Annotated in this window: 23 protein-coding genes; 11 read left to right on the top strand and 12 right to left on the bottom strand. The window is 65.9% G+C overall.

Features of this window, described 5'->3' with window-relative positions; translation table 11 throughout:
* Positions 1–2 precede the first annotated feature (2 nt).
* From EV641_RS00965 to EV641_RS00955, 3 genes are all read right to left on the bottom strand, one after another.
* Positions 3–821, bottom strand: coding sequence for a peptidylprolyl isomerase (locus EV641_RS00965; RefSeq protein ID WP_241996718.1), 819 nt, complete (start codon positions 819–821; stop codon positions 3–5).
* A gap of 171 nt (positions 822–992) precedes the next feature.
* The gene (locus EV641_RS00960; protein WP_054716571.1) at positions 993–1763 is read right to left on the bottom strand and encodes a peptidylprolyl isomerase; all 771 of its coding nucleotides are present in this window, start codon (positions 1761–1763) and stop codon (positions 993–995) included.
* A complete protein-coding gene (locus tag EV641_RS00955; RefSeq protein WP_132470180.1) occupies positions 1763–2635 on the bottom strand; it encodes a peptidylprolyl isomerase in 873 nt (290 codons plus the stop codon). The genes EV641_RS00960 and EV641_RS00955 overlap by 1 nt, the downstream gene beginning before the upstream one ends.
* A 149-nt stretch (positions 2636–2784) precedes the next feature.
* Here EV641_RS00955 and EV641_RS00950 point away from each other — a divergent pair, with 149 nt between their 5' ends.
* From EV641_RS00950 to EV641_RS00940, 3 genes are all read left to right on the top strand, one after another.
* The gene (locus EV641_RS00950) at positions 2785–3468 is read left to right on the top strand and encodes an MBL fold metallo-hydrolase (protein ID WP_199233113.1); all 684 of its coding nucleotides are present in this window, start codon (positions 2785–2787) and stop codon (positions 3466–3468) included.
* A 60-nt stretch (positions 3469–3528) separates the two neighbouring features.
* Positions 3529–4803, top strand: a complete 1275-nt coding sequence (gene hisS, locus EV641_RS00945) for a histidine--tRNA ligase (protein ID WP_132470174.1) — start codon at positions 3529–3531, stop codon at positions 4801–4803.
* Between the two features lie 85 nt (positions 4804–4888).
* A complete protein-coding gene (locus tag EV641_RS00940; protein ID WP_241996781.1) occupies positions 4889–5443 on the top strand; it encodes a hypothetical protein in 555 nt (184 codons plus the stop codon).
* 77 nt (positions 5444–5520) lie between these two features.
* Here EV641_RS00940 and EV641_RS00935 read toward each other — a convergent pair whose 3' ends face one another.
* Together EV641_RS00935 and EV641_RS00930 are read right to left on the bottom strand one after the other, a co-directional pair.
* Positions 5521–6747, bottom strand: coding sequence for a hypothetical protein (locus EV641_RS00935; protein WP_132470168.1), 1227 nt, complete (start codon positions 6745–6747; stop codon positions 5521–5523).
* Positions 6744–7082, bottom strand: coding sequence for a type VII secretion target (locus EV641_RS00930; RefSeq protein ID WP_132470165.1), 339 nt, complete (start codon positions 7080–7082; stop codon positions 6744–6746). The genes EV641_RS00935 and EV641_RS00930 overlap by 4 nt, the downstream gene beginning before the upstream one ends.
* Before the next feature lie 153 nt (positions 7083–7235).
* Between EV641_RS00930 and EV641_RS00925 the strand changes: the two genes are divergently transcribed.
* Positions 7236–8258 carry an Rv2578c family radical SAM protein gene (locus tag EV641_RS00925; RefSeq protein WP_132470162.1) on the top strand — a complete coding sequence of 341 codons (1023 nt, stop codon included), beginning with the start codon at positions 7236–7238 and terminating at the stop codon, positions 8256–8258.
* Positions 8259–8377: 119 nt separating this feature from the next.
* Positions 8378–10966 carry a multicopper oxidase domain-containing protein gene (locus EV641_RS00920; RefSeq protein WP_199233090.1) on the top strand — a complete coding sequence of 863 codons (2589 nt, stop codon included), beginning with the start codon at positions 8378–8380 and terminating at the stop codon, positions 10964–10966.
* 38 nt (positions 10967–11004) lie between these two features.
* On the opposite strand, the gene mqo is transcribed toward EV641_RS00920, so the two are convergent.
* Positions 11005–12408: a malate dehydrogenase (quinone) gene (mqo, locus tag EV641_RS00915; RefSeq protein ID WP_132470160.1), complete on the bottom strand. Its 1404-nt coding sequence runs from the start codon at positions 12406–12408 to the stop codon at positions 11005–11007.
* Positions 12409–12498: 90 nt separating this feature from the next.
* On the opposite strand from mqo, the gene EV641_RS00910 reads away from it, so the two are divergent.
* Entirely contained in the window at positions 12499–13407 is a 909-nt protein-coding gene (locus tag EV641_RS00910) for a LysR substrate-binding domain-containing protein (protein WP_132470158.1), read from the top strand.
* Positions 13408–13420: 13 nt separating this feature from the next.
* On the opposite strand, the gene EV641_RS00905 is transcribed toward EV641_RS00910, so the two are convergent.
* Positions 13421–13948 (bottom strand): thioesterase family protein, encoded by a 528-nt coding sequence (locus EV641_RS00905; RefSeq protein WP_241996716.1) that lies wholly within the window; start codon positions 13946–13948, stop codon positions 13421–13423.
* Positions 13945–14364 (bottom strand): glutaredoxin domain-containing protein, encoded by a 420-nt coding sequence (locus EV641_RS00900; RefSeq protein WP_132470156.1) that lies wholly within the window; start codon positions 14362–14364, stop codon positions 13945–13947. The genes EV641_RS00905 and EV641_RS00900 overlap by 4 nt, the downstream gene beginning before the upstream one ends.
* A 79-nt stretch (positions 14365–14443) precedes the next feature.
* Between EV641_RS00900 and EV641_RS00895 the strand changes: the two genes are divergently transcribed.
* Positions 14444–15145, top strand: a complete 702-nt coding sequence (locus EV641_RS00895; protein WP_241996714.1) for a phosphatase PAP2 family protein — start codon at positions 14444–14446, stop codon at positions 15143–15145.
* Here EV641_RS00895 and EV641_RS00890 read toward each other — a convergent pair.
* The 3 genes from EV641_RS00890 to EV641_RS00880 all read right to left on the bottom strand — a co-directional run bounded on the left by EV641_RS00890 (position 15105) and on the right by EV641_RS00880 (position 16458).
* On the bottom strand, positions 15105–15578 hold the full coding sequence (locus EV641_RS00890) for a carboxymuconolactone decarboxylase family protein (protein WP_132470154.1): 474 nt from the start codon (positions 15576–15578) through the stop codon (positions 15105–15107). The genes EV641_RS00895 and EV641_RS00890 overlap by 41 nt on opposite strands.
* Complete coding sequence (locus tag EV641_RS00885; protein WP_132470152.1) at positions 15575–15904, bottom strand: GNAT family N-acetyltransferase; 330 nt, start codon at positions 15902–15904, stop codon at positions 15575–15577. The genes EV641_RS00890 and EV641_RS00885 overlap by 4 nt, the downstream gene beginning before the upstream one ends.
* A gap of 83 nt (positions 15905–15987) precedes the next feature.
* A complete protein-coding gene (locus EV641_RS00880) occupies positions 15988–16458 on the bottom strand; it encodes a MarR family transcriptional regulator (RefSeq protein WP_054713578.1) in 471 nt (156 codons plus the stop codon).
* Between the two features lie 108 nt (positions 16459–16566).
* Here EV641_RS00880 and EV641_RS00875 point away from each other — a divergent pair, with 108 nt between their 5' ends.
* The 3 genes from EV641_RS00875 (at position 16567) to EV641_RS00865 (ending at position 18964) form a co-directional block, all read left to right on the top strand.
* On the top strand, positions 16567–17070 hold the full coding sequence (locus EV641_RS00875; RefSeq protein ID WP_054713579.1) for a VOC family protein: 504 nt from the start codon (positions 16567–16569) through the stop codon (positions 17068–17070).
* Positions 17071–17152: 82 nt separating this feature from the next.
* Entirely contained in the window at positions 17153–18160 is a 1008-nt protein-coding gene (locus EV641_RS00870) for a pirin family protein (protein ID WP_132470755.1), read from the top strand.
* Between the two features lie 18 nt (positions 18161–18178).
* Positions 18179–18964 (top strand): pirin-like bicupin family protein, encoded by a 786-nt coding sequence (locus tag EV641_RS00865; RefSeq protein ID WP_132470150.1) that lies wholly within the window; start codon positions 18179–18181, stop codon positions 18962–18964.
* Between the two features lie 27 nt (positions 18965–18991).
* Here the strand turns inward: EV641_RS00865 and EV641_RS00860 are convergent, their stop codons facing one another.
* Positions 18992–20497 (bottom strand): glycosyltransferase family 39 protein, encoded by a 1506-nt coding sequence (locus EV641_RS00860; RefSeq protein WP_132470148.1) that lies wholly within the window; start codon positions 20495–20497, stop codon positions 18992–18994.
* Between the two features lie 78 nt (positions 20498–20575).
* Between EV641_RS00860 and EV641_RS00855 the strand changes: the two genes are divergently transcribed.
* Positions 20576–22450, top strand: a complete 1875-nt coding sequence (locus EV641_RS00855) for an SEC-C metal-binding domain-containing protein (protein WP_132470146.1) — start codon at positions 20576–20578, stop codon at positions 22448–22450.
* The last annotated feature ends 2 nt before the right edge of the window (positions 22451–22452 follow it).

Raw genomic sequence — 22452 nt, 5'->3', positions numbered from 1 at the left:
GGTCACCCCACCGACGTGATCGTCACAGGGGTGTTCGGTACGCCGCCGCCCAGAACCGAGCTGGCGTCGTGACCTGTCGCCGCTGCGGCATCGAGAAGTGCCAGTGACTCGTCGGTGATGCGACCGAAGACGGTGTAATCGGGGCGCAGCAGCGTGTCGCCGGTGACGAGGAAGAACTGACTCCCGTTCGTGTCGGCTCGGCCGCTGTCCGCCACGGCTACGGTCCCGCGCGGGTAGGCGACTATTTCCGGAGGCCTTCCCGTGGCGGTCTGTGCCGTCAACTGCTGCACGGGATATTCGTCGGGGAAGGTGTAGCCGGGGCCTCCGGTGCCGGTACCGGTCGGATCCCCGCACTGGTAGTACTGCTGACCGATTTCGTCGGAGAGTCGATGGCATGAGGTGCCACTGTAGAAGCCCTGTTGCGCGAGGCTGACGAAACTGTTGACCGTGCAGGGGGCATGGCCTCTGTCGAGGACGAGATCGATACGGCCGATCGATGTCTCGAACGCTACTTCGGCGGTGCCGGTCGTCGATGCGGACGTCGAGGGAAGTGTCGCGGTCCGTGCGGCCGATCCCGAAGTTGTGTACGAGCAGGAGACGGTGGTGGTATCCAACGGCGGCACATCGGGGAGACGGGGGTATCGCGATACGGATTCGCTGGTCAGTGCGTGGCTGGGGGCCTGCGTTGTTGTGGTGGTGGGTGGGGGAGTCGAGGCCTCGCCGCTCGAGCACCCGGCCGTCAGTGCTGCACCGAGGAGCACGCCTGCGGCGGCGGCGAGACCGCGCAATCCGGACGAGCCGGTCGATGTAGGAGATATCACAGGGTCGGAAGCGTAGCGGACCGAATCACGATTTGATAGAGGTGTTGTCGCTTTTCCGTAAACTGCAGGCGGGCGATGCGGCGGTCGACACAGAAGACTCAGGTCGACACAGAAGACAGGGTGCTCCCCGCGTGGTGGCGAGGAGCACCCCGTGCATTCGGTAGCTGTGGTCTACGACGAGACGGTCACCGATTCGATCTGGACAGGAAGGTTCGGGGCTCCGCCGCCGGCGGACATCGAACCATCGTCGCCTGCAGCGGCGACCTCCTCGATGACTGCGAGGCCGGCCTCGTCGACCGTGCCGAACACCGTGTACATCGGAGGCAGCTGCGAGTCCTCGTAGACGAGGAAGAACTGGCTGCCGTTGCTGCCTGGCTGTCCGGTGTTGGCCATGGCGATCGTGCCGCGTGGGTAGACCACCGGCTGGCGCAGCTGCGGGGAGCCCTGTGCGTAGACGTTCTCCGGGTACTCGGTGTCGAAGCCGTAACCCGGGCCACCGGTCCCGGCGCCGGTCGGGTCACCGCACTGAAGCACCTGCAGCCCCGGCGACGTCACGAGCCGGTGACAGGGGGTGTCGTCGAAATAGCCCTGTTCGGCGAGTGAGACGAAGCTGTTCACCGTGCACGGTGCGGACGCCCGATCCAACAGCAACCCGATGGGTCCGGCGCTCGTTGTCATCGACACTTCGGAGATGCCGGCCGCCGGCACGTCCGAGTCGGACGGCGGGGTCACATCCTTCGCGGCTTGTCCGTCCGGTGTGTAGGTGCACGAGACGGGGTCGCCGTCCGTGGGACGCTCCGGCAGCACACCCATCGCCGGCGGCTGCTCGGCTTCGGAGCTGATGGATGTGCTCGTGGTCTCGCTCGCGGAGTCATCGGTACAGCCGGCCAGCAGAAGGGCCAGGCCTGCGCCGGCGGCAACGGTGGTGCGCAATCGGATCATCAGTCCATCCTCACACTCGTGAGAGTTGTTTCGAGGGCCGGGGCGCCGTCCTGGCCGCCACCGGCAACTCCGTCCGCCGCGATCTTGTCGAGGGTCCGGAGCCCGGTCTCGTCGATCTCACCGAATACCGTGTACTGCGGTGGCAGGACGGAATCGCCGTACACCAGGAAGAACTGGCTCCCATTGGTCCCCGGTCCGGCGTTCGCCATCGCGAGGGTGCCGCGCTTGTAGGTCATCGGTTCCTGCGATGCGGGGTCATCGGCCGCGAACTGGTCGGTGGGGAACTCGTTCGCGAACTGGTAGCCGGGCCCACCGGACCCGGACCCCGTCGGGTCGCCACACTGCAGCACCTGCAGGCTGGGGGCCGTCGTCAGCCGGTGGCAGGTGGTGGCGTCGAAGTAGCCCTGGGCTGCGAGGGACAGGAAGCTGTTGACCGTGCACGGCGAATCGTCGTTGTGCAGGATCAACCCGATGTTGCCCTGGGTCGTCTCGACACTGACGCTGATGTCGGTGTTGGCCTCGCCGGAGGTGAGGATCCCGTCGGTGCGCGGTGGCTCCACCGGCTTCGACGGTTCGCGGCCGTCGGCCGGATACTCGCAGCTCACCGACTCGGCGAGAGCTTCGGCCCGGCCGTCGGGCACTGTCGGGTAGTCGGGTTCGGACGAGTCGGTGGCGGTGGTGTCGGTGGCGGTGTCTTCGGAGTCCCCGTTCATGGACCAGAGGGCAGCGGCCACGCCGACCACCACGACGACCCCGAGTGCCGACAATCCGATAGTCAGACGACGCCGTTTGCGCTCGCGTTCCGCTCGGCGCTCGAGCTGACGCTCGAGTTTGCGTTTCGCGGCCTGGCGCCGCTGTGCATTGCTCGGCACTGCAGTTGTCCTCCCGTGAACCGATCGATGTGCTGGTGCCCGCGTTCAGGCCGAGTCGAGTTTGCCACCCCAACCTGAGAACGGGGCGTCAGGGCACAGCGCTTAGGCTGTACGAGACCACGAATGCCCACACCGTAGGAGCGATGCTCGTGCTCGTAACCGGATTTCCCGCGGGGATGTTCCAGACGAACTGCTACATCCTTGCGCAGGACAACGCGAAAGAGTGCGTCGTCGTCGACCCGGGCCAGGACGCCGCGGAGCCATTGATCGAGTTCCTCACCGGCTCCGACATGACGCCGCGTGCGGTGTTGCTCACACACGGTCACCTCGATCATGTCTGGTCCGCTCAGTCCGTTGCCGATCGGTTCTCGATCCCCACCTACATCCACCCGGACGATCGCCACATGCTCAGCGATCCCGGGGTGGGATTGGGCTCCAGCCTGGCCCCATTGCTCGAGGGAACCACGTTCACCGAGCCGCACGAGGTCATCGAACTCGCCGACGGCGACGAAATCGAGCACGCGGGCATGAGGTTCGTCGTCGATCACACACCCGGCCACACCCAGGGCTCCGTCGTGCTGCGCACCCGCACGAGCAACCCGGACGGTGTCGAGTTCGACGTTGCCCTGACCGGCGACACGTTGTTCCAGGGATCGATCGGCCGTTCCGACCTGCCGGGCGGAAACCACGAGCAACTGCTCGAGTCGATCGCTGCGAAGCTGCTCGTGCTCGACGACACCACAGCGATCCTGCCCGGGCACGGCGGTTCCAGCACGATCGGGCAGGAACGGGCCTCGAACCCGTTCCTGGTCGGCCTCACCGGATCCCGCTGACAGCGGCTCTGCCCGCCATTGCCGGGGCCCCGAATCTTCCGACGAGAGAAAGCAGCGACAGTGAGCAAGGCCTCCACGTTTTCGGCTCCCAAAGGCGTGCCCGATTACGTTCCCCCCCAGTCCGCCGAGTTCGTGGCGGTACGCGACGGTTTGACCCGAGCCGCGCGCCTGGCGGGATACGGGCATATCGAGCTGCCGATCTTCGAGGACACCGGACTGTTCGCGCGTGGTGTCGGTGAGTCGACCGATGTGGTCTCCAAGGAGATGTACACGTTCGCCGATCGCGGTGATCGATCGGTGACACTCCGACCGGAGGGCACCGCCGGCGTCGTGCGTGCGGTGATCGAGCACGGCCTTGACCGCGGACAGCTGCCTGTCAAGTTGTCGTACTCGGGCCCGTTCTTCCGCTACGAACGACCCCAGGCAGGGCGCTATCGGCAGTTGCAGCAGGTCGGAGTCGAGGCAATCGGCATCGACGATCCTGCACTCGACGCCGAGGTCATCGCCATTGCAGATTCGGGCTTCCGTGCTCTGGGGCTCGAGGATTTCCGCCTCGAGCTCACTTCGCTGGGCGACGACACCTGCCGGCCGCAATATCGGGAAAGGTTGCAGGAGTTCCTCTTCGGTCTGCCCCTCGATGAGGAGACGCGTCGCCGTGCGGAGATCAATCCGCTGCGCGTGCTCGACGACAAGCGTCCCGAGGTTCGGGAGATGACCGCCGACGCACCGCTGATGCTCGACCATCTGTCCGGCACAGCGCAGGCGCACTTCGACGAGGTGCGCGCACACCTCGACGCCCTCGGCGTGCCGTACGTGGTCAACCCCCGCATGGTGCGCGGACTCGACTACTACACCAAGACCACGTTCGAGTTCGTGCACGACGGACTCGGCGCACAATCCGGCATCGGCGGCGGTGGCCGATACGACGGACTCATGGAACAGCTCGGCGGACAGCCGTTGTCCGGCATCGGATTCGGACTCGGCGTCGATCGCACGATCCTCGCGCTCGCCGCGGAGGGTAAGACGGCGGCCAGCCCGGCACGGTGCGAGGTCTACGGCATTCCGATGGGCGATGCAGCCAAGGCAGCGCTCGTCCCGGTGGCTCACCGGCTGAGGACCGCGGGAATCCGCGTCGACCTGGCTTACGGCGGTCGCGGTCTCAAGGGTGCGATGAAGGCGGCCGACAAGTCCGGTGCCGTCGTCGCCCTGGTGCTCGGCGACCGGGAACTCGAGGACGGGGAGATCGTCGTGAAAGATCTCCGCAACGGTGAGCAGGAGACAGTGCCGCTTACCGACGTCGTCGCACGCGTGGGTGAGGCAGTTGACCGCGCCTGACGGTCGGCAAGCGCCGAGGCCGGAGCCGGTGGCCCTCGATCTGATTCCGGCGCGGCTGCTGGCGCCGCGCGCCCGGAAACTCGCGATGCTGGCTGTTCTCGCGGGTCTGATCGTGGGCGCGGTCGTGTGGCTCGTTGCTCCCTGGTGGGTTGCGGCCCTGATCGCCGCCGTCGTAGGCCTCGCGCCCGCTCTCGGCGCGTTCGCCGCGACGAAGCGGCATATCCGGCTCGACGGAACGGTGATCACTGCGAGTGGACTGTTCCGATCACGTCGCGTCGAACTCGAGCACCTCGCGGGGATCGAACTCCTCGTGCGTGCGGCCCGGGTGTCGCAGGTCATCGTGCGGGTCAACGATGGCAGCCACGGCCTGATCCTGGTTCCGGTCGCGTTGTACAGCGGCGAAGGTGGCCGTGAGCTGGACATCGTTGCACTACGGAAGTTGGCGGACGCCTTCGCGTCGAGTGAACTCGCGTCCGCGGCGGCGATTTCGTCGGTGTTCGTAGAGCAACTGCGCGCGGAAGCGCGCGGTGCCGGGCTGGGCGAACGCCCGTTGTATCGCGCGGTCGAACTGGCCCGCGCCGCGGGACGAGTTCCGCAGACGACGCTGACCGATCATGAGGTGGCATCACTCGTCGAGTAGCCCTTCCGGATCTTCTCGGGATCCGGAAGGGCCACCCTGAGCGGAAATCCCGGCGGATGTGCTGGCCGCCGGTCCGATCACCACTCGTCGTCGACGGCCCCGATCACCGCAGGGGTCACGAACGGCAGTTCTCCGACCACTTCGCTGCTGGTGCCGGAGGTGACGAGAATTCCCCGAGAACTGCGGTGCGCGGTGTCCTCGGTGCGGTTCGCTGCGGCCACAGGTGCGCCGCCGAGGACAGGGCCGCGGGTGGTCCCGGTGCCCGTGCTACCGGCTGCGCCTGTGCCGGAGGGCGGTGCCATGGCTAAAGGTGCCCCGGCAGACGGTATCGCTGTCGCGCCGGCGTTCGCCGCACCGTAGCTGCCGACAGCACTGCCGTACGCCGTTCCCATACTTCCCGCGCCGAGACCTGCGGCACCGACACCCGACGTGACCGAGGTCGCCATCGTGGCGGCTGCGCCGGTGGGCGCGGTGGAGGTGGGGAGGGTCGAGATCGGTTCGCCGGCAGCGCCGGAGAAGACCCCACCGATGTGCGGCACCGTCCCCGAGACCGTGCTCGCGAGCACACCCGGATCGAGCGGCATCGAGGTCATGGTCGGTGCCGGCACCGGGATCGGGGGAGTCAATGCATTCATCGCCACGGTGTGCCCGGTGAGTTCTCCGCGGGTGCGTGCGACGACGGCAAGCGCAGAACTGACGTGCTCGACTGCCGACGCGATCAGCGCCGCCTGCCCGGGCGGAGTCATCGCGACCGGGGCGGTCGCGACAGCGGAGGCGATGAAAGACTGTGCGATGCCGGTCAACTCGATATTCCCTCGCTCCACGGTAGCGGTCGCCGCGCGGGTCACCTGACCGATGAGGTTTCCGCGCTCACTCAATTCGTAGGACGCGAGCTGCGCCCTGGTCGAGTGATCGGCTGTCATGTCGGCGGCGCTGCCCTCCCACGATTCGGGAAGGGCGGACAGCGCCGATCGGCCGAGTGAAGCAGCGCCGTCGAGCAGCCGTGAACCCTGCTGCAGGATGGTCGAGGGGTCGAGTGTCTCGCAGACACCGGTACCGAACATGTTTCCGAGCTCGACGATGGGGCGGAGCAGTTCGTCGAGCTCGGGCAGTGTGGGAACCGGAATGGACTGCAGCAGTTCCTCGACCGCTTCCGGTCCGGGTGTTGCCGGCGGCACGAAGGCAGGAAGCTCAGGAGCCGGTGGAAGCGGCATGTCGAGTACGGGCGCCACCGGTGATGCGCGCAAGGCGTCGAGCACGGTGGGGGATACCTCGGGCGCCTGGATCGGCGCGACGGATTTCACGCCGGGCTCCCACCGGAACGTGCGAGCGCGATGGTGGTGGCAGCGTCGGTGCCGTCGTACGCGGCGGCGGCCTCATGTGCCGCAACGCCATTGGATGCGTACGCGAGGGTCAGTTGCCCCACCGCGCGCGTGTGTTCGCTCTGTGCAGCCGCGAAGGCCGCGAGAAAATCGGCACCGATCAGTCCCATGGCCGGACTCAGTGACGCGACATTCGTCCCCAGGTCCATCGATCCGGCACGTGCAACCTGTTCTGCTGCATGAAGATTAGTGCTTCCATACATTCGGACACCATCGGGAACCACCCGGATTCCGGCACCGGGCAACAAACCGCTCATCGAACCCCCCTCGATATCAACGTGAGGAGCACTTTAGCTCGAGGTGTCCGAGGGTGCGACCGGGACTCCGGGGCCGAGTGGGCGGCGGTGTCGGTCGAACACCGATTCGAGGAAACGGTTGACACCTGCTCGTACGAGTGTTCGACTGTGGGTATGCGGTGGACGACGCAGGCGGTAGATCCAGACGACGGTGCGCTGCCCGGGCTCGAGCGCTCCGGTCTTGTGCGCCGCGTGCGGACACCCGAATTCGACGGCGTCACCTTCCACGAGGTGTTGTGCAAGAGCGCGCTGAACAAGACGCCCGAGGCGTCCCGTCTGCCGTTCGAGTACACGGTCAACACGTTCCGAGGTTGCAGTCACGCGTGCCGATATTGTTTCGCGCGCCCCACGCACGAGTACCTCGACCTCGACGCCGGTCATGACTTCGACACTCAGCTCGTGGTCAAGACCAACGTCGCAGCCGTCCTTCGCCGGGAACTCGCGCGCAAGTCCTGGAAGCGCGAGCACGTTGCGCTCGGTACCAACACCGATCCGTATCAGCGCGCCGAGGGTCGATATCGGTTGATGCCGGGCGTCATCCGAGCTCTCGCGGAATCCGGCACCCCGTTCTCGATTCTGACGAAGGGCACACTTCTCCGACGCGACCTGCCACTGCTCACGCTCGCGTCGCGTCAGGTCGACGTGAGCGTCTCCGTCTCGTTGGCTATCGGAGACCATGAACTGCAACAACAGATCGAGCCGGGCACGCCGTCCCCGAAGGCCAGACTCGATCTCATTCGTGCGATCGCCGATGCGGGGATGTCCTGTCATGTGATGGTTGCCCCGGTCATCCCGTACCTCACGGATTCGAAGCGGCACCTCGAGGGGCTCTTTGCCGACCTCGCGGTGGCGGGAGCGTCGGGGGTCACCGTGATCCCGATGCACCTGCGCGGATCCACGCGGGGATGGTTCCTGTCGTGGTTGGGTTCGGAGCATCCCGCTCTGCTGCCGCGGTACCGGCGACTCTACGGTCGGGGTGCCTATGTATCCCGGGAGTACACGCGCTGGCTCGATGCCCGGGTCGATCCGCTCGTCGAGCAGTACGGGCTGGGAGTTGGGCGCTCGGGGCATCGAAGCGCCGAGGTTCCGGATCGGTCTCGGGAGCCCCTGCCGGTGGGTCCTCCGACGCTCTTCTGAGGTGTGAAACCCTATGATAGAGCCTTAGGTCGGCCGATTCGAGGACCTTCGGTTTTCCTTGACGTGGGGGCTACGACAATGGGTAGTATTCATCGTCGGTGCAGTCCTACGATCGATCCGTGACCACCACGAGAACGGTGAAACGACCCAAGAGTTGGCACCAGCGAGCGGGCATGCCCGTGCGGGTATGGCTCGTACTCCTGATCGTTGCCGGGCTCACCCACCCGTTCCTTCCTGAGTCGCGATGGCTGCTCGTGCATCTGTTCACCCTCGGCGCTGTCACCAACTCGATCGTGGTGTGGTCGCAGACTCTTGCCGAACGCTTCCTGGGGTATCACCTCCCCGAATCGGAGCGGAGACCTCAACTCGTCAAGATCTATCTCCTCAACGCAGGCATCGTCGTCACGATCATCGGTGTCGTCGGCGGGTGGTTCCCCGTCACCTTCGTCGGAGCGGTGCTCATCGGAGCGATGGTGGCGTGGCATGCGATCTCGCTGCTGTTACTGATCCGGCGAGCGCAGCGCGCGAGAGTCGAGGCGGGTGACAGCCCGGCGGAGCACGCGCAGAGCGTGTGGTTCCTCGTCGCCTCGTCGGCGATGTTGCCGTTCGGCGCCGGATTCGGTGCGGTGTTGGCGTACGGGGCGACCGAGCAGGCAGAAGCCGGATTCCTTCTGGCCCACCAGGCCATGAATCTGCTCGGGTTCCTGGGTCTGGCCGCCGCGGGTGTGCTCACCGTGATGTATCCGAATCTGATCGGGATGGACAAGGCCGGTGTGGAGCGACGTCCCGCGGCTCTGGCGATCCTGCTCGTCGGTATCGCCGCGCTGATGGTGGGTGCCTTGGCCGGGTATCCGCTCATCGCGGCGGCCGGCTGCGCGGTCTATCTCATCGGGTGGATCGTTGTGGCAGCACCGCTGTTGCGCGGCGCCTTCTCGCATCCGCCCAACGGATATGCCGTCGCGTCCGTGACCGCGGCGATATTGTGGCTGCTCGGGTCGCTTGCGGTCCTGGCGATCGTCCTCGCGACCGGTCCGATGGATCCGGACCGGGCAACGCTGATGACCGTTCCCTTCTTGGCCGGATTCGCGGCGCAACTGTTGTTCGGCGTCATGAGCCATCTGCTGCCCACGCTGATGGGTGGGGGGCCCGCGGTCGTCAGCGCGGGCGTCGACAAGATGAATCGGTGGTGGGTCTGGCGAATCGTCGTCATCAACATCGGTCTGTTGCTGTTCCTGATGCCACTCGAGAGTTGGATGCGGGTCGGGGGCACCGCGCTGGTCATGATCGCATTCGTGATGTTCCTGCCGGTCATGATCACCAGCGCCAAGGCGTCGGTGGCGGGTCGTCGGGCGGTGATGTCGGGGCGGACCGTACCCGACTACGTCCCGGCCACCCATCAGCGTGGGCTTCAGGCGACCTCCGCGTTGGCGTGCCTTGCGCTCGTGGCCGCCGTCATGTCGGGTATCGGTGGGGATTTCGGTGGTCAGGACGCATCGGCCGGTGTCACCCCGACCGGGAACACCACCGAGGTCCACATCGAAGCGGTCGGGATGCGCTTCACACCCGATACCATCACTGTTCCGGCAGGTGATCGTCTCGTCCTCACCGTCACCAACTCCGACGATCAGGTGCACGATCTGGTTCTCGCGACCGGACACGACACAGGCAGGCTGGCGCCAGGGGAGTCGTCGACCCTCGAGGTCGGTGTGGTCGGTGCCGATATCGACGGGTGGTGTTCGATCGTCGGGCATCGGCAGCAGGGCATGGTGGTCCACATCGTCGCGGACGGCGGTGGCGGCGGCGCGATGGTCCACGACCACGGCTCGGCAGCGGGAGCGCCGACGGTGGACCTCGCCGCCGAACCCGACACGGATTTCGTGGCCCGCGACCCGTTGCTCGCGCCCGCATCCGACGGGACGTTACATCGGTACACCTTCGAGATCACCGAGGTCCCGGGTGAATACGCCGTGGGTGTACCGCAGACCATGTGGACCTACAACGGACAAGCGATGGGCCCGACCCTGCGGGGGAGGGTCGGCGACGTCTTCGAGATCACGATGGTCAACCACGGCAGTATGGGGCACTCCATCGATTTCCATGCCGGCATGGTCGGGCCTGACGGGCCGATGCGCACGATCAACCCGGGTGAGGAGCTGATCTATCGCTTCCGTGCCGAGCACAGTGGAATCTGGCTGTACCACTGCGCTACTACGCCGATGGCCGTTCACATCGCTGCCGGGATGTTCGGAGCCGTCGTCATCGACCCGCCGAGCCTCTCAGCGGTCGACGCGGAATACCTGATGGTGCAGTCGGACGCCTATCTCGGCGACGGAGAGGTCGACGCTGTGAAGGTCGCCGCCGGCACTCCGGATCTGGTGATGTTCAACGCGTTCGCCGACCAGTACGTGCACCGCCCACTGCACGCCGAGGTCGGGGACCGCCTGCGCATCTGGGTCCTCGATGCCGGCCCCAACGAGCCGGTCGCCTTCCACATCGTCGGTTCGCAATTCGACACTGTATACAAGGAGGGCACCTACCTGTTGCGCGCCGGCGACCCCGACAGCGGGGGCTCGCAGGTCCTCGACCTCGCGGTCGCGCAGGGCGGGTTCGTCGAACTCCGGTTCCTCGAACCCGGCATCTACACATTCCTCAATCATCGGATGGTCGACGGTGACCGCGGCGCGATGGGCAGGATCGTCGTCGGATGACGTGGGGCACAATCGAATGAGACCAGTGCAGAGTCGGATCACGCTGCGTCGTGTGACCGGTTCGGCATCAGGTTGCCGAGCATTGATGCCCACGCGTCCTGCCGGTCCGGGAAACACCGTGTGAGCAGATCGACCATGACGGCAGGGGCGATGGACGCTCCCGGTGACGCACCGAGAAGTCCCGCGATCGTCCCGTCGGCGCTCGTGACGAGCTCGGTTCCGAATGTCAGTACGCCGTGGCCGTGCTCGTCCGGCTTGATGAGCTGTGCACGCTGTCCGGCCTGCACGAGGTACCAGTCAGCGGGATCTGCGCCCGGGTAGAACCGGAGGAGTTGCGCGAACTTGCGGTTCTTCGACGAGGCGAGTTGCCCGAGGAGGTATCGCACGAGAGCCAGGTTGCGCAGGCCTGCGGTGACCATCACGGCGGCGTTGCGCAGGCGGATCGTGCGGAACAGGTCGGACAGCCGGCCGTGTCGGAGTAGCCGGGTGCTGAATGTTGCGTACGGTCCGAACATCAACGACCGTGTCCCGTCGACCACGCGCACGTCGAGGTGCGGCACCGACATCGGCGGAGCACCGACGTCGGCCTGGCCGTAGACTTTCGCGTCGTGCCGTGCGACGACCACCGGGTTGTCGGTGCGAAAGAACTGTGCGCCGACGGGGAACACGGCGTATCCACGCACCTCATCGACCCGGGCCTTCTGGAGCAACTCCAGTGCGTAGCCGCCGGCACCGACGAAGACGAACCGTGATGTGAGACGGAAACCTTGCCCACTTGCCCGGTCTCGACCGGTGATCACCCACAGTCCGTCGTCGCAGCGGTGCAGCCGAATGACTTCGTGGTGCAGACGTACGTCGGTGCCGCGGGTCGCGATGTCGTCGACGAGCCATCTGGTCAGTGCACCGAAATCGACGTCGGTGCCGGCGTGGTGGCGTGAGGCGGCCATGGGTCCGGTGTGGGTGCGGCCCTCGACCAGCAGGGGAGCCCACTCGCGGATGGTCTCGGGGTCCTCGGTGAATTCCATGTCGGAGAACGTCGGCGATGTCCGCAGGGTGTCGACCCGGGCGCGCAGGTATTCGACGTCTCGTTCGCCGAACACGATGTCCATGTGCGGTGCGGGAGTGAGGAACTCCGGCATGGTGTCATCGGCTGCCAGTGACGACCAGAACCGTCGGGAGAGGCGGAATCGGTGCGCGATGTCCTGCGCTGTCGCGCCGTCGGTGGGGTCGGGCATGTAGTTGAGTTCCGCGTAGCCGGAGTGTCCGGTGCCGGCGTTGTTCCATGCGCTGGAACTCTCACCGGCGATTTCGTCTAGGCGCTCGAGGAGGACTATCGAGGCGTCGGGTTCGAGGCGGGACATCATGGCGCCGAGGGTGGCGGACATGATCCCGCCTCCGATCAGGACGACATCGTGGATGGTGTCGGATGTGTTGTCGCTCATGGGAAACACTCCTTCTCTCGCTGGTGTCCCCAGCTTCCTCCGCAGATATCAATCCGTCCAATGAGATATTTTGTGGATTATCATCCGAATATGGATGGATACAGGTCGGGTCGGATCGCCGAGATCGTGCCACTGCTCGCAGCGTTCGATACCGCCGCGACGGAAGGACACATCACTCACGCGGCCGCTGTCCTCGGTGTGCCGCAGTCGTCACTGAGCAGGCGACTGAAATCGCTCGAGCAGATCCTCGGGGTGGCGCTGTTCCAGCCGGTCGGTCGGGGTGTCGCACTGACCGCTGCTGGTCGCGAACTGCACGAACGTACCCGCGGCGTGGTCAGGGTGCTCGACGACGCAGTGAATGTCGTACGCAGCAACGCTGACCCCGACAGTGGATCGGTTCGTTTCGGGTTTCCCCTCACGCTCGGCCCGGTGAGCATTCCCTCGCTGCTCGCCGAATTCCACGACACGGCACCGCGCATCCGGTTCGGTCTCGTCCAGGCTCACGGCGAAGCGCTGTGCGCGATGGTCCGCGAGGGTCGTCTCGATCTCGCCGTCGTGATTCCACCCCCGGACGATCTGGCTGTCGTGCTACTCGGGAAGCAACGCATTCTGCTGTATGTCGCCCCGTCGCATCGGCTTGCCGACCGTGGCGAGGTCGCCCTCACAGACCTCGCCGCAGAGCACTTCATCGCGAATCCGCCCGTATTCCACCTGCGTCGACTTCTCGATTCCTGGTGCAAGGAGGCAGGGTTCGTTCCGAACGTCGCATTCGAGATCGGTGAGTTCGAGACGGCCCGCGCACTCGTCGCACAGGGGTTGGGTGTTGCGTTGTTGCCGGCTTCCGTGTCCCGCGACGACCTCGTCGGGATTCCGTTGACGGGCAACCGGGACCGCGACATCGGGCTCGTCAGCGGACACCACCGCCCGACTCCGGCCGTCGCGCGGTTGCACGAACACATCGTGCGCAGAGCAGGAGCGTTCGTTCCCGGAGGACGGTGATCGGCAGAGACGATCAGTTCGGGAGATCGAGCAGATACTTGTCGAGCACAGCGCGCACCTCGTCGGAGATCGGCGCCGCACCGCCTTCCGGTTTCGTGCCGACGTCGATGGAGGTCGCCAGCGCAACGCACCGGCCGTGCTGGAACAGCGCCGAGCCGAGTACCAGCGACGAGGTACCCACCTTCGACACGCCGGTGGAGATCACGACTTCGTGGGGATAGAAGACCTCGGCGAGATAATCGATCTCGATCCGGGCCAGCACCGCGCGTTCGAACGCGGGTCCGCCGAGAGCGGAGGTGAGTTCCTCCATCACGAGGACACGGGCCTGCTCGAAGTATCGGGCGATCGAGACGTTGTTGACGTGTCCGAGCGCGTCGACGTCTCCGAACAACGGAGTGACTGTACGGCGCAGCGGATACAGGTCCTGCGACAGACGTCGCGGATCGTGGCGCATCGAGGGTTCGGCCTTTCGCGTGCAGGTGTGATCGTCGGTCCACGATACCCGGGGTGAGACGAGGGAGGCGGCGTCGATCTCGCTCAACGGAGTTGCGCGCGCATCCACTCGGGGGCGGGGTTGCTGTGCGCACTCCCTGCGACGAACACGGTCGGCACGGTCTCGTTGCCGTCGTTGACCTCCCGGACCCGTTCCGCTGCTGCGGGGTCGCGCCAGATGTTCACCCAGATTGCCTGATCGGCGCGGCGGAGCAGGGATGCCCGCAGGCGCATGCAGAACATGCACCCCGGACGCCAGTAGATCACCGGAGTGTTCGTATCGGCGGCCTCGCGGCGGGCGGTCGCATCGTCGACATGGCGCGGGAAGACCAACGGAGATCCGATCCAGGCGAGCGCGAGCAGAACGACCGTGATGGCGATCGAGGCCGGGGTGAGCGCTCCGGTTGTCAGAACGAGCACCGCGACTGCGACGATCGCCAGCGACGGAACCCAGGTTCTCCACATGGGTCACAGCGTACTGGCGCTCGCATCTCGGGCGAGCCGGACTCGGAGAGGGAGAGCCGTCACGCTAGCGTTGTCGATCATGGTTGTCACCGAGCGTTCACCTCGTATTCCCCCGAGGTTGGTCCAGTCGATGCTTCTCCCTGCCATGCCGACAGCGGTCGTCCTGGCACTGCTCGCTGTGGCAGCCGTGCCCGTCCGTGATGAGCTCTATCTTGCGGTCGCGCAGACATTCGAAGCGTCGTTCCTGGGGCCGGCAGCGGGTGTCGTCGCAGACAAAGGACTGCTTGTCCTCGTGGCCACCGCAGGTGCACTCGCCGTGTGGTCCTGGCGTGAGGATCGACGTGCTTTCCGCACTCTCGTGGTCGCCGGGGCCGGGGTGGTCGCCGCATACCTGCTCAGCGAATTCATCAAGCTGGTGGTGACCGAACCGCGGCCGTGCCGGACCCTGGGTATCGCGACCGTTCTGGAGTGTCCGGAGATCGGTGACTGGTCATGGCCGTCGAATCATTCCGTGATCGCAGCGTCGTTCGCCACCGCGTGTGTGCTCGCCGTCCGACGGTCACTCTGGTTGGTCGCCCCGCTGGCCATGGTGCTCGGTCTTTCGCGCGTGACCGTCGGTGTGCACTACGTACACGACGTGTTCTCGGGTATGGCGTTGGGTGTGCTGGTGGTCTCGTTGGTGACCGCGGCGCTACTCCCGGTCGCGGCTCGGATCGGACGACCCTCGGGATCCGAGCCGGTCAGGCCTTCCAGTCGTCCGGGCGAACTCGGTGGCGGCTGAGAATCGAGATGCGATTGAACGAGTTCATGGCAATCGCGACCCAGATGATCGCGGAGATTTGCTCGTCGTTCAATGCCGTCCGGGCCTCGGCGTAGCGGCAGTCCTGTTCGTACGACGACGGCAAGGTGGTCACCAGTTCGGCGAGTGTCAGTGCGGCGCACTCTGCGTCGGTGAACAGGTCGGTGTCGCGCCATGCGGGCAGTACGGCGAGGCGCTGGGCCTTCTCGCCCGCTTTCAGTGCGTCACGAATATGTACGTCGAGGCAGTAGGCACACCCGTTGATCTGCGAGACGCGGATATTGACGAGCTCGGCGAGCTTTCGATCGAGGCCTGCTTCACTCACGGCGTCCCGGACGGCGACCGCGACGGCCACTTGCGCGCGGTATACCGGGCGGGTCTGCTTGTCGATGGAGATGCGGTCGGCGTGGTTCATGCCGGTCCACCGGGCCGGTCGACGATGTCGTCGTAGTCGTGATGCTTGGTCACGTACTTCGCGACGTACGGGCATACCGGAACGATGCGCCCGCCATGTGACGCGACGTCGTCGAGAGCGAACTTCACGAGGCGGCCGGCGAGGCCGAGACCGCCGTAGTTCTCGTCCACCTCGGTGTGGACGAATACGCGCTGGGTGCCTTCACCTGCGCGGTAGTCGGTGTGTCCGATCACCGTGTCGCCGTCGAGAATCTCGTAGCGGTTCTGCTGGGGATTGTGGGAGATGGTGATATCGGCGAGGCGGGGATCGGGGGTGTCCGTGGGCATTTCTGCATCCTTCCGGAAATGGCGGTCGGCTTCGAGCGTAGCTGCGAAGGGTGCGGGTATCGGTCGTATGAGCGTTTCGCAGGTCAGCCGGTGCGCCGGTGTAACTGCATGTGGTCGCGCATCGCGGTGAAGACGTCGGCCATCACGGTGATGTCGTCGGGGGAGAGGACGTCGAACATCGTTGCGCGTACCGCGGCGACATGTCCGGGCCCGGCGTCGGCGAGTGTCGCGGCGCCCTTGTCGGTCAATGCGGCCCAGGCACCACGCTTGTCGGATTCGCATTCGACGCGTTCCACCCACCCGGCGGCCTCCATTCGGGTGATCGCGCGGGTGATGCCGCTGCGTGTCGTGGTGCTTGCGTCGGAGAGTTCTCGCATCCGAAGCCTGCGGTCTTCTGCTTCGGAGAGCAGGACGAGAATCTCGTAGTCGGCGAACGAAATCCCTGAGTCGCGTACCAGCTGCTTGTCCAGGTCCTGGATGAGCATGCGGGTGGCGTCGAGGTAGGACCGCCACAACCGGTGCTCGTCGTGGGTCAGCCAATTTGTCGGTTCCATACCTCAACCGTAGCAGGTAGTTGACGACGCAACTATAACTCTGTCATAATGATTGAGGGATCAACTAGTCGGCAGGTGTCCGCTGCCGGTGAGTGAAAGAGGGCCGACATGACCGCCACCGCGCAGGTCCATGATTCGTTTGCGCAACGACGCGAGGAAATCCGCGAGCGCTATCTGCGGCCCGAGGGCTCACGTCCGGAGTCGTCGGCGCGCGGATTGCACCACACGGCGATCGTGAGCAGCGACGTCGAGCGCACCGTGAAGTTCTATCAGGAACTGCTCGAATTTCCGCTGGTCGAACTCATCGAGAACCGCGACTATCCCGGATCGTCGCACTTCTTCTTCGACATCGGCAACGGAAACCTCTTGGCGTTCTTCGACTTCCCCGGGCTCGATGTCGGATCCTACCGGGAGGTGCTGGGCGGATTGCATCACATCGCGATCAGCATCGACCCCTCCAAGTGGGAATACCTGCGCGACAAACTCGTCGCCGCCGACATAGAACTCGTCGAACACAGCGAGGTCTCGCTGTACTTCCCGGGACCTGACGGCGAACGTCTCGAGCTCATCGCCGATCCGCTCGGGGAAATGTACGGCTCGACCATCCTCTGAGTCAGTTCCCGCCGGTGTCTACAGCGCCGGTAGCGCAGACTGAACCATGAGTTCCGCACCAGACCGGAAGGCCACGATCGAGATGAGCAACACGGACGGCACCCCCACCGAGATCTTCTGCCAGGCCGAGAACCATCCGGTCGGCGACACCCGGAATCCACGCGTCGAGATCATCACCTCACGCGAGGTGCCTCTCGGTGGTCCGCGTGCCATGCCCGTGCGACGCACGCTGCCCCAACGACAGCGCTCACTCATCGGCGCGTGGTGTTTCGTCGACCATTACGGACCCGACGACGTCTCCGTCACCGGCGGCATGGATGTCGCACCCCACCCTCATACCGGTCTGCAGACCGTGAGCTGGCTTTTCACGGGGGAGGTCGAGCACCGGGACAGCAACGGGGTGCACGCCATGGTGTTGCCGGGCGAGATGAACCTGATGACCGGTGGCCACGGCATCTGCCACTCGGAGGTCTCGACACCGGCGACGAGCACCCTTCACGGAGTCCAGCTGTGGGTGGCGCTGCCCGACTCCGACCGCGACGCTCCTCGCGACTTCCAGCATCACGTGCCCGAGCCGACCGACCTCGGCGGCGGCACCGGCAAGGTTTTCCTCGGCAGCCTCGCCGGCGACACCTCGCCGGTGCACACCTTCACACCGCTGCTCGGTGTCGAGATCATTGTCGACCCCGACGCCACCCTCACGCTCGACGTCGACCACGAGTTCGAACACGGAGTCCTCGTCGACACCGGAGAAGTGGCACTCTTCGACACCGTTCTGCCACGAGCAGCGCTCGGCTACGTCGGCACCGGCGTACCCCGGCTGACCCTGACCAACCGCGCCGGCGAACCCGCTCGCCTGATCCTGCTGGGAGGGACGCCGTTCGGCGAGGAGATCGTCATGTGGTGGAACTTCGTCGCTGGTTCCCACGACGAGATCGTCGCCTACCGCGACGCGTGGCAGAACGAATCCGACAGATTCGGGAGCGTCGAAGGCTACGTGGGTGACGTCGCGCGCCTGCCCGCGCCGAGTCTGCCGAACGCGCAGATCCGCTCCCGTCGCAACCCGCCCACCGTAGATCCGAACTGCTGACCCGGAGAACTGATCATCATGAGCACCACCGTCCACGAACCTCGCCTCGATGTCCGCCGTGCAGACGACCGACTGAAGACGAAGATCGCCTGGCTCGATTCGAAGCATTCCTTTTCCTTCGGCCACCACTATGACCCCGCAAACACCCACCACGGTGTTCTGATGGTCAACAACGACGACACCGTCACACCCGGCCAGGGCTTCGACACGCACCCCCATCAGGACATGGAGATCGTCACCTGGGTGCTGCAGGGTTCACTCGTCCACCAGGATTCGACCGGCCATTCCGGTGTCATCTACCCGGGGCTGGCTCAGCGCATGACTGCCGGCTCCGGAATTCTGCATTCGGAGAAGAACGACTCGTGGCGCTTCGACGGCGCCACCGGCCTGCACGCCGAGCAGCACGACACACCGGTGCACTTCGTCCAGATGTGGGTGCTGCCCGACGAGGCCGGGGTGACCCCGGGATACGAGCAACTCGAGATCGACCACGAACTGCTCTCCGGAGGCCTCGTTCCCGTCGCCTCCGGAATGAAGGACCACGCCGGCCATGCGGCGATCCGTATCCGGAATCAACATGCGGCGCTGCATGTGTCGCGGATGCAGCCCGGGCACCCGGTCTCACTTCCCGACGCACCGTTCCTGCACCTGTTCGTCGCGCGTGGCAACGCTGCTCTCGAAGGGGTGGGGTTACTCGCCGAAGGAGACGCAGTGCGCGTCAGCGGCGGCGGTGGGCAACAACTGACCACCGATACCGGCGCCGAAGTTCTCGTATGGGAGATGCACGCCACCGTCGGAGGTTGAATCCAACCCGCGGGTCCCCGGACTGTCCTAACCGATGGTCTGCAGCCGCAGCCACATCTCGTCCCACGACGAGGTGCGGTCGCGGCACACCCAAATCGTCTCGCCTTGTTCGTCGTTGTCGAGATCGACGTCGTTGTCGACGCGCGCGGCCGGTGTCACCGACCCGAACCAGCGGCGCAGCACCGACTCGTCGAACCCGACCGCGATGACGGTGCGAGTGGACTCGGGCGGTGGGCCCCACGACGCGTAGCTGTTGTGCCCGCTGTACGCGGGCGGCAGAACCACATGTGACGAGTACAGATCGATCGCGCCGGCCTCGCCGTAGTTCCCGCCGAGAAAGACGGTGTCGGGGTGCTCGAACGCGGGTAGGGCGGCGTACACGTCGGCGACAGTGGCCGCGAATTCGGGCCAGCCCACGGTTTCCCCCGCGTCGTAGTTCAGCGCCACGACCGGGGTCTCCCGCAGATCCTCCGCGGGAACGAGCGGCAGGAACAGGAACGCCGAGGTTACGGCGCTCAACGCCAGCGCGACACCCACCAGGCCTGCCCGAAGCCTCGTGTGTGCCCATCGCACGACCGGCGCTGCACCCGCTGCAAGCAGGATCGGGAACATCCCGGCCAGGTAGTAGGGCTTACCGCCGGTCACCAGGAAGAGGATCGCGAGCAGCGCGTACGCAACTGCGAATGCCCGGTAGGTTCGCACAGTTGGGTCGTACGTGAGCCGCCAGAGACCGGCGATCCATACGGGCGCCAGCCAGATGCTCACCATCACCAGTTGGAACGGCAGAATCAGCCACCGTGACTCGCTCGTGCCCGAGCTTCCCGCGGCGATCGCGGTCGACAACTCGAGTTGCGGCCATCCGTGCCCGGCCTGCCAGATCAGGTACGGCGACCACACCGCCACTGCGGCGAGCATACTCACGGGGATCCATGCGGTGCGCAGCGCCGAACGCGGTCCGGTCGCCAGCACCCCGACGAAGACAGCCAGGAGGAAGATCGCGACGAGCACCTTGTTCTGCAAGGCGATTCCCGCCACCACGCCGACGAGTAACCAGGTGGGTCCGCCATCTCGCAGGGCACGCACCAACAGCCAACTCAGAACCGTCCACGCGAGCAGATCGAACGTGGAGGTCGACAACAGATGTCCCACAGCTGCGAGACACGCCGACACCGACATGCACGCGGCTGCGAGCACCGCAGCGGTGCGACCAGCCCCGAACTCGCGCGCTATCAGACCGGTGCACAACACGATCAGGCCTGCAGCGACTGCAGAGAACACACGCAGACCCACGAGTGACTCACCGAAGAGCTCGGCCGCAGCCCGTGCGAACAGCGGTGTGAGCGGCGGTTGATCGACGTATCCGAACGCCGGTTCCTGCCCAGCACGAACGAAATACAACTCGTCACGGTGATATCCGTACCGGCCGGCGGTGGCGAGCAGCACGAGCGAGACGAGCAGCGCGAGGCCTCCGAGCCACGGCCACACCACCGTAGGTTCACGCGACGGTGTCGGTCGAGAACGTGATGTCGTCATGTGTGTCGCGCCATCCCTCGATGGTCGGGCGATGCAGAGCTTATCGTGCCTGTCGGGCGGCCGCCGTAGGCTCAGAATGTGGATTCCTCTTCGGCCGACCTCTCTGCCGCCGCGACAGCACTGCTCCGCGAGAACGGCCCGCACACCCTCTCGGAGCTCGCCGCTGCGCTCTCCGGCCGAGGCTTCGGCGACGCCGCGCGGATCGAGGCCGCGATCGAACTCGACGATGCTCTCGTCGACCCCGTGATAACCGAGTTGCGCGACGGGCGCTACGTCGCACTCGACGCCGTCCTGGACGGGCGCGTCTTCACTCATCGGCTCACCGCGGAAGAGATCGCGGCGAATGCCCTCGAGATGTTCGACGTGTTGCTCCCTGCACTGGTTCTCCCGAACCAACCGCCGATCAGTGTGGGCGTTCCCGGATTCCACGACGAGATCCTCGCGTCCCGTTCGCTGACCGACAAGCCCTGGGCGCAATTCGGGGTCGTCGTCCTGCCCGAGGATTTCCTGGCCTCGTGCAGGGCCGGCGACCTCGTCGCCCTCACCGTCCGACACGGTGATGTCACCGTCCGGCAGGTCAGCGAAGAACCGGCACCGGGCACACTCGGTGAGTGGGTATCGGCGATGTCGGCACGCGCAGGCGAAACCGACCTCTTCATCGAACTCCAGCTGCTCGAGGCACTCGTCGCCGACCCACACCTGGCCCGCGACACGTGCGCTCCGGTGAGCGAACAACTCGCCGGCACCGGATTCGAACGCACCGGCAACAAGCTGACCCGGACGGGTACTGAGCCGGCCGCGAGTCCGGCCGAACACGAGACGGCCGCGTCCGGATGGTTCGGCAAAGCGTTCGGGCTCGACGCGGGCTCGGCGCGCGCCGCCACACGTTTCCTGGCGCTTCTGATGTCGTGGTCACTAGAGGAAGACGACGTCGAATTTTCGCTCGATGCGTACCCGGAGGAATACTTCGAGGACCCCGAAACACTGACACCACTCGCAGATCCGGCTGTTGCACGACTGGTGCAGGATGAGGCCCTGCTCCGGCTCGGGATCGAGCCGTACGAGGTCGCCCGCGCCGCCGAACAACTCCTGCGGCGCGGGCCCCGCGTCACCCGGGCTGCTGCACACTGGATGATCGGACAGGCCGAGCTCGCGCGCGGCGACGTGCACGAGGCGGAGCGGCGCTACCAGCTCGCAACATCCGAGAATCCCGGCTTCTCACCGGCACTGGAAGGCCTCGCGACCTTCGCCTCGATGCGAGGCGATGCGACTGCAGGTCTGCTGCTGCTCGAGCGCACCCCCACCGGAACACAGCACGCGATGTATCCCTTCCTGCAGCATTTCAAACCGGTCGAGCACCCCGAGCTGGGCCGCAACGACCGCTGTTGGTGCGGTTCCGGCCACAAGTACAAGGTGTGCCATCTCGGTAGGAGCGACGCGCCGCTCGAGCGCCGCGCCGTCTGGTTGTACGCGAAGGCCGGTCTGATCATCGACCAACCGCGTTGGCAACGGCTTTTCGCCGAGGTCGATCAGGCCAACGACGACGTGCGACTGGTATCGGACGTCGTCCTGTTCGATGGTGGAGCGTTCGACGATTTCGTCGAACACTGGGCCACAACGCTTCCCGACGACGAACGCGACCTCGCGCAACGGTGGCGAGGTGCGCCGCTCGTCATGGGTGTACTCGACGAGGTGCGTTCCGGCGAGGGGTTCACCCTTCGCGACACGAGGAACGGCGAGCGAACACGGGTGATGGACCGGACCGTGGGCAACGACGTGAGCGCCGGCGCAACCGTCGTGGTCCGACCACTGCCGGTCGGTGGCGAGTGGCACAACTACATCGGTGTGCACCCGGTTCCGGACGGCCGGCACGAGGCGATGCGCGCGCTCCTCGACGCACCGGAGCTGTCCCCGCAGGCCGTGGGGCGTGTGCTCGGGGACAGCGACCGGTGACG

It is taken from the genome of Rhodococcus sp. SMB37 (assembly GCF_004345605.1).
Classification (GTDB): Bacteria; Actinomycetota; Actinomycetes; order Mycobacteriales; family Mycobacteriaceae; genus Rhodococcus.
The sequence above is the reverse complement of the archived record's forward strand: the minus strand, read 5'-3'. Positions and strand labels throughout refer to the sequence as shown.